The sequence below is a fragment of the Stutzerimonas stutzeri RCH2 genome, from assembly GCF_000327065.1.
GTDB classification, from domain to species: Bacteria; Pseudomonadota; Gammaproteobacteria; order Pseudomonadales; family Pseudomonadaceae; genus Stutzerimonas; species Stutzerimonas stutzeri_AE.
On record NC_019936.1, the window covers coordinates 1779203 to 1794248 of the forward strand.

The window sequence follows — 15046 nt, forward strand, 5'->3', positions numbered from 1 at the left end:
ACAAATTGACCATCCGCAAACAGCGGTCCCGGAATGGATTCCAGGAGTCTGAATCATGCGCACATGGATGCTGGCGCTTGCCGCCGGCCTTGTTCTCCCTCGCTTTCTGCCGGCTCTGCCTGCGAGCTGGATCTGCGCAGCATTTGCCGCGGTAGGTGCGCTGATGCTTATGCGCAGGAGCTGGGTCCCGTTTGGCTTGTTCCTCCTTGGTTTGGGCTGGGCCTGTTATCAAAGCCAGAACGCCCTTGCTGACCGCCTGCCCGTAGCGATGGATGGCCGCACGTTCTGGATCGAAGGGCGGGTGGTCGACCTGCCTGCTGCGATTGGCGACGTGGTGCGCTTCGAGCTCGCCGATATCGAGTCGCGACATGTCGGGTTGCCTTCTAAAGTTCGCCTTTCCTGGTACGGCGGCCCGCAACTGCGGGCCGGTGAGCGTTGGCGGCTGGCGGTACGGTTGAAGCGTCCGCGCGGCCTGGTCAACCCGCAATCGTTCGACTACGAAGCCTGGCTGCTGGCGCGTGGTATTGGCGCCACCGGCACCGTCAAGGCTGGGGAGCGTCTCTCGGCTTCGGTTGCCACCGACGGCTGGCGTGACCGGCTGCGGGCGCGCCTGATGGCTGTTCCGGCGTTCGATCGGCAGGGCGCGATCGCCGCGCTGGTGGTGGGGGATGACTCAGGTTTGCGTCGCAGCGATTGGCAGGTGCTGCAGGACACCGGCACCGTGCACCTGATGGTCATCTCCGGACAGCATATCGGCATGCTCGCGGGGTTACTGTACGGATTGGTCGCCTTGCTGGCGAGGTTGGGCGTCTGGCCGCGGCCCTGGCCATGGCTACCTTGCGCGTGCGGGTTGGCGCTTGCTGGCGCCCTTTCTTACGGATGGCTCGCAGGCTTTGACGTTCCGGTTCGCCGTGCCTGCTTCATGGTTGCGGTGGTGTTGCTCTGGCGCTTGCGTTTCCGGCATCTGGGCGTCTGGCAGCCGCTGCTGCTTGCGCTCAATGGTGTTCTGCTGATCGATCCGCTGGTGACGCTGCAGCCAGGGTTTTGGCTATCGTTCGGAGCGGTTGCGGTGCTGGCGCTGGCCTTCGCTGGCAGACTTGGCCGGTGGATTTGGTGGAAGACGCTGCTACGGGCCCAATGGGCCGCGACTCTAGGCCTGCTTCCTTTGTTGCTGGCGCTGGGGCTACCGGTCAGCGCCAGCAGTCCGCTGGCCAACTTGATCGCGGTGCCCTGGGTAAGCCTGACGGTTCCCTTTGCGCTGCTCGGCACGATCCTGCTGCCGCTGGGGGGCGTAGGTGAAGCGATTTTGTGGCTGGTGGGCGGCTCTCTGGCTCTGCTGTTCGAACTGCTGGGCCTCATCGCGTCCTGGCGACCAGCCTGGTTTGCCGTTGGCTTACCCTGCTGGGTGTTCTTGATGATCGCACTGGGCGTTTTGCTGTTGCTGATGCCTGCCGGCATCCCACTGCGCGCGTTGGGAGTGATGCTGCTGTTGCCCTTGGCGTTCCCGCCGCGCATGGAGGTGCCGGAGGGCCGTGCGCAGGTGTGGGTGCTGGACGTGGGGCAGGGATTGTCGGTGCTGGTGCGCACGCGAGAGCACGCGCTGCTCTACGATGCCGGTCCGCGGCAGGGCGACTTCGATGCCGGCGAACGGGTCGTCTTTCCGTCTATCCGAAGCCTGGCTGTGAGTCGGTTGGATATGCTGCTCCTCAGCCATGCCGACAATGATCATTCAGGCGGTGCCCAGGCTGTTCAGCACCTGATGCCGGTTGCGCGGATCATTAGCGGAGAGCCGCAACGACATGCGGATGGTCTGAATGCAGAGCCGTGTGAGAGTGGTGCGCAGTGGCAGTGGAACGGTGTGCGCTTCACCCTTTGGCAATGGCAGGCCGCGCGTGAGAGTAATCAGCTGTCATGTGTTCTTCTGGTCGAAGCCAACGGTGAACGCCTCTTGCTGACGGGCGACATAGATCAGGCCGCGGAGCAGGCGTTGCTACGCAGTGGGACGGAAGTGCAGGCACAATGGTTGCTGCTGCCGCATCATGGCAGTCGCAGCTCCTCGTCGGAGTCGTTTCTACGTGCGGTGGAACCGACTACGGCGTTGATCTCCCGTAGCTTTCACAATGCCTTCGGACATCCTCATCCAAGCGTGACCACGCGTCTTGCGGCTCTCGGGGTCGGTACCTACGACACAGCCCTGCATGGCGCAATTCGAATCGATCTGGGCGATTTCTCGGCGGCCGAGGCGCGGCGTGCGGGACGCCGATTCTGGCGGGAAAAATGAGAACGGCGGCCGTCGGCGACCCTGCGACCCTATGCTAGAGTGGCGCCACTTTTTCGAGGGGGATTCATCTCGTGTGGGAGCTGGTCAAAGCAGGCGGCTGGATAATGCTGCCAATCATCCTGTGTTCCATCGCAGCGGCCGGCATCATCGCCGAGCGCCTGTGGACGTTGCGCCCGAGTCGCGTCACACCTCCGCACCTGCTTGGCCAGGTCTGGAAGTGGATCAAGGACAAGAAACTCAGCAACCAGAAGCTCAAGGAGCTGCGCGCCGATTCCCCGTTGGGTGAGATTCTTGCCGCCGGCCTCAGCAACTCCAAGCGTGGTCGCGAGATCATGAAGGAGTGCATCGAGGAGGCGGCCGCGCGCGTCGTTCACGACCTGGAGCGCTACCTCAACGCCCTTGGCACCATTGCCGGCATCGCGCCCTTGCTTGGTCTGCTGGGAACGGTGCTGGGCATGATCGAGATCTTTAGCGCCTTCATGGGCTCTGGCATGGCCAACGCGCCGCTGCTCGCCGGCGGTATCGCCAAGGCGCTGATCACCACAGCCGCTGGCCTGATGGTTGGTATTCCCGCGTTGTTCTTCCATCGCTTCCTGCAGCGTCGCGTTGACGAACTGGTCGTCGGAATGGAGCAGGAGGCGATCAAGCTGGTGGAAGTGGTGCAGGGCGACCGTGATGTCGATCTGGGTGAGGACAAGGCGTGAAATTCCGTCGCAAACCTCGTGAGAACGTTGAGATAGGGCTGGCGCCGCTGATCGATGTGGTGTTCATCCTGCTGTTGTTCTTCGTGGTCACCACTACCTTCACCCGTGAAACGCAGCTCAAGGTCGATCTTCCGGAAGCAGCCAGCGGCACCCCGCCGCAGGATGCCGAGGTGCGTCAGCTGGAAGTGCTGATCGATGTGGCAGGCAATTATTCGCTCAACGGCAAGGCGCTGTTGAAAAATGACCTCAACTCCCTGATGGCAGCCTTGAGCAAGGAATCCGGCGGCGACAACCGGATGCCGATGATCATCAGTGCCGATGGCAAGACGCCGCACCAGGCGGTCATAACGGCCATGGACGCCGCTGGCAAGCTGGGTTTCGGCCAGCTGCGCATCACCACTGTCGAGGCGCAGGCGTCGCCCTGATGTCATTCGCCGATCGCCTGCAACGCGCGTGGTACCAAGGGCATCCTGCCCTGCGTTTGCTCGCTCCGCTGGAGTTGCTCTACCGCCGCGTGGTCGAGGCCAAGCGGCGGCGTTTCCTCAAGGGCGAAAGCGCTACCTATCGGGCTCCGGTGCCCGTCGTCGTGGTGGGCAACATCACGGTTGGCGGAACCGGCAAGACACCTTTGATACTTTGGCTTATTGAGCACTGCCGAAGCCGTGGTCTTCGCGTCGGCGTCGTCAGTCGGGGTTACGGTGCGACGCCACCATCGTTGCCTTGGCGGGTTCGCGCCGAAGACTCGGCGCAAGAGGCTGGCGACGAACCGCTGTTGATCGTCCAGCGTACCGGCGTGCCGCTGGTGATCGACCCGGATCGATCTCGCGCCATACGTCGCTTGTTGGAAGCGGAGCCCCTCGACCTGATTCTTTCTGACGATGGGCTGCAACACTATCGCCTGGCCCGTGACCTCGAGTTGGTACTGATCGACGCCGCGCGTGGGCTGGGCAATGGTCGCTGCCTGCCGGCCGGGCCCTTGCGTGAGCCGGCCGAGCGCCTGGAGAGCGTAGACGCGGTTCTGCTCAATGGCGCCAAGGCGGACTCGACCGCAGGTTATGGGTTCAGTCTTCAGCCTGTCGCGCTGGTCGAACTGATCTCTGACGAGCGCTGGTCCCTCGATCATTTCCCTGCCGGGCAGCAACTGCATGCAGTGGCTGGGATCGGTAACCCGCAGCGTTTCTTCACCACGCTCGAAACGCTACACTGGCGACCGATTCCACATGCCTTCTCGGATCACGCAGCCTACAGTTCAGAGCAGCTGAAATTCAGCCCTGACCTGCCACTGGTGATGACCGAAAAGGATGCGGTGAAATGCCGGGCTTTCGCCCCGCCAGGCTGGTCGTATCTGCAGGTGCAGGCTGTGCCCTCAGCTGCCTTTGTCACCTGGTTCGACGGTCAGTTGACGCGTTTACTGCCCGATCACACTTAAGCCGCTCGCACTGCCATCGCAGTCGAACGCTTTCAAGGACTGCGCATGGATACCAAATTGCTCGATATTCTGGCTTGCCCGCTATGCAAGGGGCCGCTGAAGCTGACCGATGATAAGTCGGAACTGATCTGCAAGGCCGACGCTCTGGCCTTTCCGGTGCGTGACGGCATCCCGGTGATGCTCGAGAGCGAAGCCCGCACCCTGGACGTGGACGAGCGCCTGGACAAATGAGCATTGCTTACACCGTCGTGATTCCCGCGCGCTATGCATCGACTCGTCTGCCAGGCAAGCCGTTGCAGGACATCGCTGGCAAACCGATGATCCGACATGTGTGGGAGCAGGCCAGCAAGAGCGGCGCTCAGCGTGTCGTGGTCGCCACCGATGACTCGCGCATCGTCGAGGCCTGTTCGGCATTCGGTGCGCAGGTCGTACTGACCCGTGCCGATCACAACTCCGGTACTGATCGACTCGCCGAGGTTGCTGAACAGCTCGGGCTGCCAGGCGATGCCATTGTGGTCAACGTACAGGGCGATGAGCCGCTGATACCTCCGGCTGTGATCGATCAGGTGGCGGCAAACCTGGCAGCGCACCCGGAAGCTGCCATCGCGACACTGGCTGAGCCGCTCACCGATGCCCAAGCGCTGTTCAATCCCAACGTGGTGAAAGTCCTTTCGGACGTCGACGGTCTCGCGCTGACCTTCAGTCGGGCGCCGCTTCCCTGGGCGAGAGACTCGTTCGCGGCAGATCGCAGTCAGTTGCCCGAAGGTGTGCCCTACCGCCGCCACATAGGCATCTATGCCTATCGCGCCAGCTTCCTGGCCGACTTCGTTTCCTGGGGACCCTGCTGGCTGGAGGATACGGAGTGTCTTGAGCAGCTGCGTGCGCTCTGGCACGGGCGGCGCATCCATGTCGCCGATGCCATCGAGGCGCCGCCCGCCGGGGTCGATACGGCGGAAGATTTGGAGCGGGTTCGCCGTCTGCTGGGTGGCTGAGATGAAAGTGCTGTTCGTCTGCATGGGCAATATCTGCCGTTCGCCTACGGCCGAGGGCGTGTTTCGCCAGCGGATCGAGCAGGCCGGTCTTGGCCCGCGAGTCGAGATCGACTCTGCCGGAACCGGGGACTGGCACGTTGGCAAGGCGCCAGACCGGCGTGCGTGCGAAGCGGCGAAACGGCGCGGGTACGTGCTCGACGCCTTGCGCGCCCGCCAAGTTTCCACCGCGGACTTCCAGCACTTCGATCTGATCCTGGCAATGGATCACGACAACCTGGCACGGCTGCAGGCCCTGCGCCCGATGCACGGTGCCAAGGCGGAAGTCGACCTGTTGCTGCGTCGCTACGGGCTTGGCTGCGACGTAGTGCCCGATCCTTATTACGGCGACACCGACGGCTTCGACGATGTGCTGGACCTCATCGAAGAGGCCAGCGATGCGCTGCTTGCCGAGATAAAGGGTCGACTGTGAGTCTCACCATAGAAGCCAACCGTTCGTTGAAGTCGTTCAACACCTTCGCCGTTGATCAGCGCGCGCAGTATTTCGCCGCAGCGCATGGGGACGGTGATGTGCGCGATGCGCTTGCCCGTGCTCGCCAGCTTGATGTGCCACTGCTGCCCATCGGCGGGGGTAGCAACCTCTTGTTGACGCGTGACGTACCGGCGCTGGTGCTGCACATCGCCAGCCGCGGAAAGCGCATCGTCGAGGAGGCCACAGAGCAGGTACTGGTCGAGGCTGAAGCGGGGGAGCCGTGGCATCCGTTCGTGCTCTGGACGCTGGATCAGGGCTTGGTCGGGCTGGAAAATCTCAGTCTGATACCAGGGACGGTTGGCGCTTCCCCGATTCAGAACATCGGTGCATATGGTGTCGAAATAAAGGACGTTTTCGCCGGGCTCACCGCGTTGGATAGCCACACGGGCGAGCTCTGCGAATTCGCCCTTGAAGATTGCGCCTTCGGTTACCGCGACAGCCTGTTCAAGCAGCAGCCGGGTCGCTACCTGATTTTGCGCGTGCGCTTCGCGTTGCATCGCCAAGCGGCCTTGCATCTTGAATACGGCCCGATTCGCCAGCGTCTGGCGGAGCAGGGGCTCGTCGCGCCGACCGCGCAAGATGTCAGTCGAGCGGTTTGCGCCATCCGTAGTGAAAAATTGCCGGATCCGCAGCAGCTTGGCAACGCCGGTAGCTTCTTCAAGAATCCTTTGGTCACGGCTGCCGTTGCGCGAGCGCTACGCGACCGCCATCCTGACCTGGTTGCCTATCCGCAGGGCGACGATAAGGTGAAGCTGGCGGCGGGCTGGCTGATCGAGAAATCCGGTTGGAAAGGGTTTCGTGAGGGTGATGTTGGCGTACATCGACTGCAGGCGCTGGTGCTCGTCAATTACGGTCGGGCCACTGGTGAGCAGTTGCTGCAGCTGGCGCGGCGAATCCAGGCCGACGTCCTCGAGCGTTTCGGTGTTGCGCTGGAAATCGAGCCGAACGTAATTTGAACTGCGCTCTCGGCTCGCCCTCGCGCTGGTCAGCCTCCGCAGTTTCGCTGTGTACAACGCACCCAGCTCTCGCCTGGGCTGCTGACCCCATGGCAGGGTAGGACGCTGCGTCTCTAGCCGTCCCAGCCCACCTTTATCGGTCTATCTTTGTGCTTGTCATGCCTTTAGTGAGGGTCGGTTCGGGCGTCGCTGGGACGCCGTGAAGCACCCTTCGGTTTGCATAAGGCGTATCGCGAGCTCTCTATACTCGGCCCCTTTTACCTGATGACGGCGCGCTGAGCTGCGCAGTTAGGCTCGGATGGTTTGGTTGTCTTAATAAAGTGTCGGCGTGAGGCGGAACGCGCCCATAAAAAAGGGATGCCGAAGCATCCCTTTTTTTGCCATCAGTGCTTAGCCTTGTGGCTTCTCACGATTATCTGGCTCGTCGCCTTCAGCAGCTTTTTCCTCAGGGGCAGTTTGAGGTGCCTCCTCGGATACCGGTGCTTCTGGTTTTTCCTCGACTACTTCCGCTACTGGTTCCGTTACTGGCGTTTGCGCCTGCTGAGTGGGCTCGACAGTCGGACTGACCGATGGCTCTTCGCTGGCAAGTTGTTCAGCAGCAGGGGCGGACTCTACCACCTGCTCCGGCTGGGCATCGCTGGCTACTGGCTGCGCAATAGCTTCGGTCTGCGTTTCTTCAGCCGGTTCACTAGCAACGATTTCCGGGCTGGCCAGCGGCTGCGCGGCTGCGGCCTTGGCTTCGGCTTCAGCTGCTTCCTTGGCCAGGCGCTCGGCTTCGCGCTGACGGCGACGGACTTCGCGCGGATCGTTTGGTGCGCGGCCGCTAGGCGTCAATGCGGGTGCGGCAGCCGGTGCTGCTTCGGTTTTCTCGACAACTGGCTCGGAGGCTGGTTGCGGAGTTACGTCGGTCTGCACGGCAGGCACCTCGCTTGGTGCAACTTCGCCTGCTGCAACTTCGGTCGGTTGTACCGGAGCCTCGACTGCAGCTTCGACTACTGCAGGTTCCTCGGCAGCCGTGCGCTCGTCAGTAACCTCTGCAACAGCGGCCTGCTCGACGATGGTTGCGACGCCTTCGGTGCTGGTCTGGATCACGGCGTCATCGGCAAGCTTGACCTGCGGTGCGGCTTCGGTGTCGGTAGTGTTTGCGGCTAGCGCGGCTGCGGTTGCCGCAACAGCGATCTCCTCGGTCTTGACCGGTGCGTTGCTTTCGTCGACCTCGTCGATCTCGTTGCCGTTGGCATCGCGCTGGCGCTCGCGACGGTTGCTGCGGCGACGCTGGCCACGAGAGCGGCGGCGTGGACGCTCGCCATCGTTGCCTTCGGAAGCCTCGTTTGTATCTTGTGCGTCCTCGGCTTCGTTGGCGTCTTCGGTTTGCTGCAGCAGCTCGTCGGCGGCAGCGACAGCCTGCTGTTCGGCACGCGGCTTGCGCTCTTCACGTGGCGCGCGGGGCTGGCGCTCAACCTGCTCTTCTTCTGCTGCGGTTACCGGTGCTTCATCAATCGGCGCACGCAGTTCGCGTTTACGCTCCTCGCGGGGCTTGCGCTCTTCACGCGGAGCTCGCTCGCGGCGCGGTTGGGCCTCGGTGGCTTCAACTTGCTCGCGTGGTTTGCGCTCCTCGCGCGGCGGGCGTGGCTGGCGCTCTTCCCGTGGCTGGCGGTCATCACGCGGCTGACGCTCTTCGCGGGGTTGCCGTTCTTCGCGCGGCTGACGCTCCTCACGCGGCTTGCGCTCTTCGTCACGGCCACCGCGTGAATCACGGCGGCGGTTCTGCTGCCGTCCACTGCGGCGCTCGTCGTTGCGCTGCGGCCGGGGAGAGGCAGGCTTCTTCTCCACTTCGGCAGCGGCTTGCGGCTCTTTCGCCTCGCCTGCGAACAATCCGACCAGGGATTTGATCAGGCCTTTGAACAGACTTGGCTCTTGTGCCGGGGCGGCGGCGGGTGCTTCGGCTGGAGCTGCGGCGGCTGCTGGTGCTGGTGCAGTGCGCTGCGGTGCGGTCTTGACGGCCGCTTCCTGGCGAACAAGGGTGCGAGTGGAACTGACCGGCTGCGCTTCCTCGGCTTCGGTCTGGCTCATCTCGTAGCTTGCCTGGCCGGCCAGAATCTCTGGGCTGTCGTCACGCAGACGCTGTACTTCGAAGTGCGGCGTTTCCAGATGGTCATCCGGCAGGATGAAGATGCGCGCGCGAGTGCGCAGTTCGATCTTGGTGATCGCGTTGCGCTTCTCGTTGAGCAGGAAAGCGGCGACCTGGAACGGCACGCGGGCGCGAACCTCGGCGGTACGGTCTTTCAGCGCTTCTTCTTCGATCAGGCGCAGAATAGCCAGCGACAGCGATTCCACGTCGCGGATGATGCCTTGGCCATTACAGCGCGGGCAGACGATGCCGCTGGTCTCGCCAAGGGATGGACGCAGACGCTGGCGGGACATTTCCAGCAGGCCGAAGCGTGAGATGCGACCGACCTGGATGCGTGCGCGGTCGGCTTCAAGCGCTTCGCGCATCTTTTCTTCAACGGCGCGCTGGTTCTTGGCTGGCGTCATGTCGATGAAGTCGATGACGATCAGGCCGCCGATGTCGCGCAGGCGCAGCTGACGGGCGATTTCTTCCGCCGCTTCCAGGTTGGTCTGCAGCGCGGTTTCTTCGATATCGCCGCCCTTGGTGGCGCGCGCAGAGTTGATGTCGATGGACACCAGAGCTTCGGTCGGATCGATGACGATCGAGCCGCCGGAGGGCAACTTCACTTCACGCTGGAAGGCTGTCTCAATCTGGCTTTCGATCTGGAAACGGTTGAACAGCGGAACGGAGTCTTCATACAGCTTGATCTTGCTGGCGTACTGCGGCATGACCTGCTGGATGAAGCTCAGTGCTTCGTCCTGGGCCTCCACGCTGTCGATCAGTACTTCACCGATGTCCTGGCGCAGATAGTCGCGGATTGCGCGGATGATGACGTTGGATTCCTGGTAGATCAGGAACGGTGCGGCGCGATCCTTGGACGCATCCTTGACTGCGGTCCAAAGTTGCAGCAGATAGTCGAGGTCGCATTGCAGCTCTTCGCTGGAGCGGCCCAGGCCGGCGGTGCGCACGATGAGGCCCATGTCGGCAGGGATATCGAGGCCATTCAGGGCTTCGCGCAGTTCGTTGCGTTCTTCGCCTTCGATGCGGCGCGAAATGCCGCCGGCGCGCGGATTGTTCGGCATCAGCACCAGGTAACGCCCGGCGAGGCTGATGAAGGTGGTCAGTGCGGCGCCTTTGTTACCGCGCTCTTCCTTTTCGACCTGGACGATGACTTCCTGGCCTTCGCGCAGGACGTCTTTGATGTTCACGCGGCCTTCAGGCGATTTGCTGAAGTACTCGCGGGAGATTTCCTTGAGGGGGAGGAAGCCGTGGCGCTCGGCGCCGAAATCGACAAAGGCGGCTTCGAGGCTTGGCTCTACGCGGGTGATCTTGCCTTTGTAGATATTGGCTTTCTTCTGTTCGCGGGCGCCCGATTCGATGTCCAGATCGAACAAGCGTTGGCCGTCGACCAGTGCGACACGCAACTCTTCAGGCTGAGTTGCGTTAATTAGCATTCTTTTCATGTAGTACCGTCGGTTTCCGTGGCATCCGGAAACGGCGTTCGGCACACACGACTCTCGCGGTCGGTGTCAGGTGAGTCAGGAATGGTTGTAAGGCACTCCAGTGTCCAGCGATGTGCGGCCAGATGGGCCGGCGTCGCGACGACGTCTCCTGCTTACTGTCGGAACAGAAGCAATGGTTCGGGAGGAGGAATCAGGCATCGGTAGCGGACGGAATGAAGCGTCTGTGAAAGCCTTTGCTACGCAATCCGATGCTGTGCATCTCCACCCAACACGCATACTTTGAAAATCGGGTGCCGCTCGCAGAATCCGGGGAGCGGTTGTCGATTATCGCGATTCCCCAAACGGGGGCACGCATCATGTCTTCAAGGCTTGTTTCGCAACTTCACCGCTACTTGAGGGAAGCTCCGTCGGACGGCCTCACGTCCTAGAACAGATTTTTTGCCGGCTCGGGTTGGCGATATCGCTGGCATCCCGGGGCCTGTCCGCTTTTGGCGGCGTTCGCGACTATAACAGCAATGTTTAAGTGCTTCAAATCCATGAAAATTGCTATGATGCCCCGATGACCAATACCCCCTCCCAGACCTCCGGTGTGCAAATACTTGAGGTCGCGCCGGAACTCGCCGGCCAGCGAATCGACAATTTTCTCCGTAACCAGCTCAAAGGCGTGCCCAAGACGCTGATCTACCGCATCCTGCGCAAGGGTGAAGTACGGGTGAACAAGGGCCGCATCAAGCCGGAGTACAAACTGCAAGCCGGCGATCTGGTGCGTGTGCCGCCGCTGCGGCTGGCTGAGCGTGACGAGCCTGAGCCGCTGGCTCAGGGGCTGCTGGAGAGGCTCGATAAGGCCATTGTCTATGAGGACAAGGCGCTCATCGTGCTGAACAAGCCGGCCGGCATAGCAGTACACGGCGGCAGCGGGCTCAGCTACGGCGTTATCGAAGCCTTACGGCAATTGCGACCCGATGCCAAGGAACTCGAGTTGGTGCATCGATTGGATCGCGATACGTCCGGCTTGCTGATGGTCGCCAAGAAACGCAGCATGTTGCGGCACTTGCATCAGGCTCTGCGTGGTGATGGTGTCGACAAGCGCTACATGGCACTCGTCCGCGGGCGGTGGGAGACATCCAAGAAGCAGGTCAATGCACCGCTGTTGAAGAATACGCTGCGCTCCGGTGAGCGGATGGTCGAGGTGACTGAGGATGGCAAGGAGGCGCTGACGCTGTTTCACGTACTTCGTCGCTTCGGAGAGTTCGCAACGCTGGTCGAGGCCAAACCTGTAACCGGGCGCACTCACCAGATTCGGGTGCATGCGCGCCACGCAGGGCACAGCATTGCGGGAGACAGCAAGTACGGGGACGAAGAATTCACTCGCGAAATTCGCGAGCTGGGCGGCAAGCGTTTGTTCCTCCATGCATATGCCTTGAGGGTTCCGTTGCCGGATGGGGGTGAGTTGTCGCTAGAGGCGCCGGTCGACGAAATGTGGGCGCGAACGCTGGAGCGTCTCGGTGAGTAAGTATCAGGTCCTGATATTCGATTGGGATGGCACGCTGGTCGATTCAATTGGCCGTATCGTCGAGTCCATACATGTTGCTGCTCGCAGTTGTGGGCTACCGCAAGTCGACGACGACCTGGTCAAAGGCATCATCGGGTTGGCTCTTCCCGAGGCTATTACGGAGCTGTACCCGGAACGGGGCGATATCGGGCTAATCGACGATTTTCGCCATTTCTACAGCGAACACTATCTTGCCCTGGAAGCTCAGCCTTCGGCGCTGTATCCGGGCGTTGCCAGGGCGCTGTCGGAATTTCGAGATTCAGGGTATTTGCTTGCGGTTGCGACCGGCAAAGGGCGGCGGGGTCTGGATCGCGTTTTGGCCGGGCAGGGCTGGGAGGAGTTCTTCGATATCACCCGCTGCGCGGACGAGACGGCGAGCAAGCCCGATCCCTTGATGATTCAAGAGATTCTCGCTCATTGCGGTGCTCGTCCGGAGCAGGCCCTGATGGTCGGTGATTCGATATTCGATCTACAGATGGCGCGGCGAGCCGGAGTGGACAGTGTGGCGGTCGCCTATGGTGCGCAACCGCTGCATATCCTGCGGCGGCATGAGCCTCGCGCTGTGATCAATCACTTTTCGGAGCTCGGCAGTTGGCTGCGCTCCGCGGCTGGTACTGAGGTGCATGTAAATGTCGGATGAGTGGAAGGCTCCGGTGGACGAATCCAAGGAAGATCGCAATAGCTGGAAGCTGCTGGAAAAGACGCTGCTTGCGGGGGTTCAGGAGCAGCGGCGCGCCAGGCGCTGGGGCATATTCTTCAAGCTGCTGACATTTGTATATCTGTTCGGCGCACTGGCCTTGTTTTCGCCGGCCTTGCAGTTCGGTAAAAGCAAGGGGGCGCAGGAAAGCCATACGGCTGTAATCAACGTGCGCGGAATGATCGCGGATGAAGAGTCTGCCAGTGCCGACAATATAGTCGGCGCCTTGCGGGCCGCTTTCGAAAATGCCAACACCAAGGGTGTGGTGCTGCGCATCAACAGTCCTGGCGGCAGTCCCGTCCAGTCAGGCTATATCTATGACGAGATCCGGCGTTTGCGCGGTGAGTATCCGGCGATCAAGGTTTATGCGGTGATCACCGACCTGGGTGCGTCGGGTGCTTATTATATTGCCAGCGCGGCGGATGAGATCTATGCGGACAAATCCAGTCTGGTGGGATCGATCGGCGTGACTGCTGCCACTTTCGGCTTCGTCGATACGATGGCCAAATTGGGAGTCGAGCGCCGGGTTTATACAGCTGGAGAACACAAGGCGTTCCTTGATCCTTTCCAGCCAGAAAAGCCCGAGGAGAGCCAGTTCTGGCGTGGCGTGCTCGCCACCACTCATCAGCAGTTCATTGAGGCCGTCAAGCGTGGGCGTGGTGATCGTCTCCAGGATGCTCAGCATCCCGAGCTTTTCTCCGGGCTCGTCTGGTCCGGAGAGCAGGCCTTGGAGCTGGGGCTTATCGATGGTCTGGGTAGCACTGCTCATGTGGCTCGCGAAGTGATTGGCGAGCCGGAGATGGTCGATTTCACGATCAAGGAGTCGCCGCTCGATCGCTTCACCAAGAAGCTGGGCGCTGGTGTTGCTGAGCGGCTGGCAATCCTGGTTGGATTGCAGGGGCCGGCTCTGCGGTAGTGCGCCCGCTTCACGGGACTTCGACGCCTGCGTTCAGAAGCATGTCCACCAGCTGAATCAGTGGCAGACCCACCAGGCTGGTGACGTCTTCGCCTTCGGTGGTGCGGAACAGGCTGATGCCCAGTCCCTCGGCCTTGAAGCTTCCGGCACAATCGTAGGGTTGTTCTGTTTGCAGGTAGCGCTCGATTCGCGCTTCATCCAATGACCGAAAATGCACGGTGAACGGCACGCATGCCACCTGCAATCTACCGTTCATGCTGTCCAGCAGTGCCAGGCCGGTAAGAAATCTGACGCTGCCCCCACTGGCGGCTAGCAGCTGCTGCTTGGCTCGTTCGAACGTATGTGGTTTTCCGATTATCTCTTGATTCAGTACCGCCACCTGATCTGAGCCGATGATCAGGCTATCTGGGTAGCGATCGGATAGGGCGTGGGCCTTGCACTCGGCGAGTCGGCGCACGAGGTGTTCTGCGGTCTCGCCGGGGAAGGCGGTTTCGTCGATTTCCGGCGCACAACTGTCGAAAGGCAGTCGTAGGCGGGATAGTAGCTCCTGACGATACCGTGAGCTGGATGCGAGCAGTAGGTGGCGCATGATTCCCTCCTATATATAGGTAGAAAGATTCTATGCGCTGTGTCGTGAACGCGCGCGGAATTCCTTTGACAGGTCGCAGGTGCGTCCCTAGAATGCCGCGCTTATGTTGAAAGGACCGATACCTCCGCACGTTGATCCGCGTAAGCTCGCTGACCGAGCGGCCACCCTTGCCGGTGAGCTGCCATTGTCACGGCTCAAGCGGCTCACTGATCCTCTTGAAGGTGATCAGGGTGCGGTGCGCGCCAGTTTTACTTTCGGGCGTGATGAACAGCGTACTGCGGTTATCCACAGTGAGCTCGATGTTGAAGTCAAGATGATTTGCCAGCGCTGTCTGGAGCCGGTTGTTCTGCCGATTCACAGTGAATGCGATTATGCCGTTGTGAATGAAGGGGCGAGCAGCCAGCACCTGCCTAAAGGGTATGACGTGCTGGAAGTGGGAGAGGATCCTCTGGATCTGCTGGCGCTGGTCGAAGACGAGCTGTTGCTCGCTCTGCCGATTGTTCCACTCCATGCCCCTGAAATTTGCCAGCCGCCGGTTGGGCCAGATGAGCCTGAGCCGAGTGAGGACGAGGTAACGCGGTCCAACCCGTTCAGCGTACTGGCGCAGTTAAAGCGTGACCCAAACGTTTAGGAGTTGATCCAAATGGCTGTTCAGCAGAACAAAAAATCCCGTTCCGCCCGTGACATGCGTCGTTCGCATGACGCTCTCGTGCCGAACGCTCTGTCCGTGGAAAAGAGCACCGGTGAAGTTCACCTGCGTCACCACGTTTCCCCGGATGGTTTCTACCGTGGTCGCAAGGTGATCGACAAGGGCGCTGACGAGTAATC

15 protein-coding genes are annotated in these 15046 nt (G+C 61.4%); 13 read left to right on the forward strand and 2 right to left on the reverse strand.

Features of this window, described 5'->3' with window-relative positions:
• Nucleotides 1–55: 55 nt before the first annotated feature.
• The 8 genes from PSEST_RS08165 to murB all read left to right on the forward strand — a co-directional run bounded on the left by PSEST_RS08165 (nt 56) and on the right by murB (nt 6891).
• Nucleotides 56–2281, forward strand: coding sequence for a DNA internalization-related competence protein ComEC/Rec2 (locus PSEST_RS08165; protein ID WP_015276527.1), 2226 nt, complete (start codon nt 56–58; stop codon nt 2279–2281).
• A 71-nt stretch (nt 2282–2352) separates the two neighbouring features.
• On the forward strand, nt 2353–2985 hold the full coding sequence (locus tag PSEST_RS08170) for a MotA/TolQ/ExbB proton channel family protein (protein ID WP_015276528.1): 633 nt from the start codon (nt 2353–2355) through the stop codon (nt 2983–2985).
• Nucleotides 2982–3410, forward strand: a complete 429-nt coding sequence (locus PSEST_RS08175; RefSeq protein ID WP_015276529.1) for an ExbD/TolR family protein — start codon at nt 2982–2984, stop codon at nt 3408–3410. The genes PSEST_RS08170 and PSEST_RS08175 overlap by 4 nt, the downstream gene beginning before the upstream one ends.
• The gene (gene lpxK, locus PSEST_RS08180; RefSeq protein ID WP_015276530.1) at nt 3410–4414 is read left to right on the forward strand and encodes a tetraacyldisaccharide 4'-kinase; all 1005 of its coding nucleotides are present in this window, start codon (nt 3410–3412) and stop codon (nt 4412–4414) included. The genes PSEST_RS08175 and lpxK overlap by 1 nt, the downstream gene beginning before the upstream one ends.
• Nucleotides 4415–4459: 45 nt before the next feature.
• Complete coding sequence (locus PSEST_RS08185) at nt 4460–4645, forward strand: Trm112 family protein (RefSeq protein ID WP_003299639.1); 186 nt, start codon at nt 4460–4462, stop codon at nt 4643–4645.
• Entirely contained in the window at nt 4642–5406 is a 765-nt protein-coding gene (gene kdsB / locus PSEST_RS08190) for a 3-deoxy-manno-octulosonate cytidylyltransferase (protein WP_015276531.1), read from the forward strand. Before PSEST_RS08185 ends, kdsB begins: the two co-directional genes overlap by 4 nt.
• Nucleotide 5407: 1 nt before the next feature.
• Nucleotides 5408–5875 (forward strand): low molecular weight protein-tyrosine-phosphatase, encoded by a 468-nt coding sequence (locus PSEST_RS08195; RefSeq protein WP_015276532.1) that lies wholly within the window; start codon nt 5408–5410, stop codon nt 5873–5875.
• Entirely contained in the window at nt 5872–6891 is a 1020-nt protein-coding gene (murB, locus tag PSEST_RS08200; RefSeq protein ID WP_015276533.1) for a UDP-N-acetylmuramate dehydrogenase, read from the forward strand. Before PSEST_RS08195 ends, murB begins: the two co-directional genes overlap by 4 nt.
• 390 nt (nt 6892–7281) lie before the next feature.
• Here the strand turns inward: murB and rne are convergent, their stop codons facing one another.
• A complete protein-coding gene (rne, locus tag PSEST_RS08205) occupies nt 7282–10464 on the reverse strand; it encodes a ribonuclease E (protein WP_015276534.1) in 3183 nt (1060 codons plus the stop codon).
• A 559-nt stretch (nt 10465–11023) separates the two neighbouring features.
• Between rne and rluC the strand changes: the two genes are divergently transcribed.
• Genes rluC through PSEST_RS08220 form a run of 3 tightly spaced genes read left to right on the forward strand, consistent with a single transcriptional unit; the run spans nt 11024 to nt 13629 of the window.
• Complete coding sequence (gene rluC, locus PSEST_RS08210; protein WP_015276535.1) at nt 11024–11977, forward strand: 23S rRNA pseudouridine(955/2504/2580) synthase RluC; 954 nt, start codon at nt 11024–11026, stop codon at nt 11975–11977.
• Entirely contained in the window at nt 11970–12656 is a 687-nt protein-coding gene (locus PSEST_RS08215) for an HAD-IA family hydrolase (RefSeq protein WP_015276536.1), read from the forward strand. Before rluC ends, PSEST_RS08215 begins: the two co-directional genes overlap by 8 nt.
• Nucleotides 12646–13629: a S49 family peptidase gene (locus tag PSEST_RS08220; RefSeq protein ID WP_015276537.1), complete on the forward strand. Its 984-nt coding sequence runs from the start codon at nt 12646–12648 to the stop codon at nt 13627–13629. The genes PSEST_RS08215 and PSEST_RS08220 overlap by 11 nt, the downstream gene beginning before the upstream one ends.
• A gap of 10 nt (nt 13630–13639) precedes the next feature.
• Here the strand turns inward: PSEST_RS08220 and PSEST_RS08225 are convergent, their stop codons facing one another.
• Entirely contained in the window at nt 13640–14218 is a 579-nt protein-coding gene (locus tag PSEST_RS08225; RefSeq protein ID WP_015276538.1) for a Maf family protein, read from the reverse strand.
• 103 nt (nt 14219–14321) lie between these two features.
• Between PSEST_RS08225 and PSEST_RS21710 the strand changes: the two genes are divergently transcribed.
• Both PSEST_RS21710 and rpmF read left to right on the forward strand, forming a co-directional pair.
• Complete coding sequence (locus PSEST_RS21710; protein WP_015276539.1) at nt 14322–14849, forward strand: YceD family protein; 528 nt, start codon at nt 14322–14324, stop codon at nt 14847–14849.
• 12 nt (nt 14850–14861) lie between these two features.
• Nucleotides 14862–15044, forward strand: a complete 183-nt coding sequence (rpmF, locus tag PSEST_RS08235) for a 50S ribosomal protein L32 (RefSeq protein WP_003283674.1) — start codon at nt 14862–14864, stop codon at nt 15042–15044.
• Nucleotides 15045–15046: the final 2 nt, after the last annotated feature.